The organism is Mycobacterium sp. IDUB_19, assembly GCF_055419445.1.
In genome coordinates, this window is the sequence record NZ_JBVAXR010000136.1 from 1 (window position 1) to 1534 (window position 1534).

At 62.2% G+C, this 1534-nt stretch carries 4 protein-coding genes; 1 reads left to right on the plus strand and 3 read right to left on the minus strand.

Annotated elements, in window-relative coordinates; all coding sequences use genetic code 11:
- A partial coding sequence (locus tag ACZY0B_RS27415) for a hypothetical protein (protein WP_463767204.1) occupies positions 1-78 on the plus strand: 78 nt, incomplete at its 5' end.
- On the opposite strand, the gene ACZY0B_RS27420 is transcribed toward ACZY0B_RS27415, so the two are convergent.
- The 3 genes from ACZY0B_RS27420 to ACZY0B_RS27430 form a co-directional block, all read right to left on the minus strand.
- Complete coding sequence (locus ACZY0B_RS27420) at positions 47-442, minus strand: hypothetical protein (protein WP_463767367.1); 396 nt, start codon at positions 440-442, stop codon at positions 47-49. The two genes, ACZY0B_RS27415 and ACZY0B_RS27420, sit on opposite strands and share 32 nt — an antisense overlap.
- Positions 443-514: 72 nt before the next feature.
- Positions 515-946, minus strand: a complete 432-nt coding sequence (locus ACZY0B_RS27425; protein WP_463767368.1) for a DUF732 domain-containing protein — start codon at positions 944-946, stop codon at positions 515-517.
- 287 nt (positions 947-1233) lie between these two features.
- Positions 1234-1497: a CDGP domain-containing protein gene (locus ACZY0B_RS27430; protein ID WP_463767369.1), complete on the minus strand. Its 264-nt coding sequence runs from the start codon at positions 1495-1497 to the stop codon at positions 1234-1236.
- Positions 1498-1534: the final 37 nt, after the last annotated feature.

A 1534-nucleotide genomic window follows, 5' to 3' on the forward strand; every position in this document is an offset into this window, starting at 1 on the left:
GCGTTCATTCCGTTCGACGAGCGGCTGGCGCTCATCGACGAGGTGATCAAGCCGCGGTATGCGGTGCTGATCGGTTAACGCCGCTCAAAAGGGCGGAGGTTCTTCGTCGGGCGGGGCTGCGGAAAGCAATGCGGCCCAGCGATTCTCGCCCGGCCCGGCGTGCTTCGCGGTTGTGCGGGCGTTCGGTGGCAATGAGGTGGGCGCGTGTGCTCGCCCGTCGCGGCATCGAGGTGGCCCGGTCGCCGCAGCGGTCCGCTATCGAGGGGTTGACCGCGGGCGGGTCGCCGGTCGGGGCGCACAGGCCGGGGAAGAGCAGCGCACTGCCGGGCGTCGTGACATAGGTGTGCCCGTCGGGCAGTGTCCATATCACGGTGCCGTCGGGTAGTTGCTGATCGCGCCAGCCCCAAAATGTCTTGAGCAAGTGGTGGTAGCGACTACGCAAAGAACACTTTAACTTCAAGCCGGTCGCGCAAGCGGCAGTGTGATTCTCTTGCCCCACAACGCGAATCCGCGTCTACGTCTGGTGACGTACCCCTGCCACTGGATCAAGGATAGAGAGGCCGACGTCGTCGCTTACATACGGATCGGCAAGATGGCTTGGGCAGTAGACTTGCGCTGATACGGCGATGAATCTGATCGCGGTTCTATGAACGCGAGCGGACTCTTGGCGGTAAGCCGGATTTTCCTCGAATATACCGTTCATCTCTTCGTCTACCACGGCATAGACCGAGGCGCCGCCATCGAGTTCGCCACAAATTTGATGGGCTCGGGCGACGAGAGCAGGCAAGTTATCGAATACGGGAATCTGATCTTGTTCGAGCGCCGCCACAAACAGATCCTGCTGGCTTGGGTCGGCGCTTGCCGCGCCAGCGCAAATAACTGCGGCGGTCAGCACCACCGAGGCGCTAACCAGAGCGTCTGCAAGGCTGGTGATGCCGGTGTGCACGGCAGGATTTCCATTTCTTCGGTGTGATCGGCTCGGTATCTAATTCAACCCGAGATGACGACAGGCCGTCCATAGGCACGGAACCAATGGCGGCAAAAGAGCACCCGTTCGTCGGGCACCGACTCCGTGAGCTGCTGGACAAAGAAGACCCATCAGCAACGATTCGACCAGCAGGCAGATAGTTTGCTGTAGCAGGTGTTTCCGGCACACGCACTTGAGGTTCGACGGATGTGTTGCACCACCGTCGCCGATTTGAGTAAGCAAGGTCGCTCCGACAGGTGGGGAGCTCAGTCGTCGATGTGGGGGTCGAGACCCCCGGGGCCCACCACGTCGCAGTGCCGCTCGGGCACGAGGAAGGAACTGGCGCCGTTAACCACCAAGTTGCGAGTCACCACGCAACGTTGCCAGCTGCCGTCGGGCTGAATGGGTCCGTCGCACTTGCTGATAACGGGTCCGCCGTACTGGCAGCCGGCGCCGGCCGGCGGCGCTGCGGTGATTAGCCCTGCGGCCGTCAGCACAGCAGCCAGTCCTCCGACGATGCAGCGCTTCATGGTTTCCTCCCGCCGGGGTGGCGAATGTATTTACCCT

Excerpts from the sequence above, each read along its gene's own strand:
- ACZY0B_RS27430 (WP_463767369.1), bottom strand. The coding sequence starts at position 1,497 with ATGAAGCGCTGCATCGTCGGAGGACTGGCTGCTGTGCTGACGGCCGCA.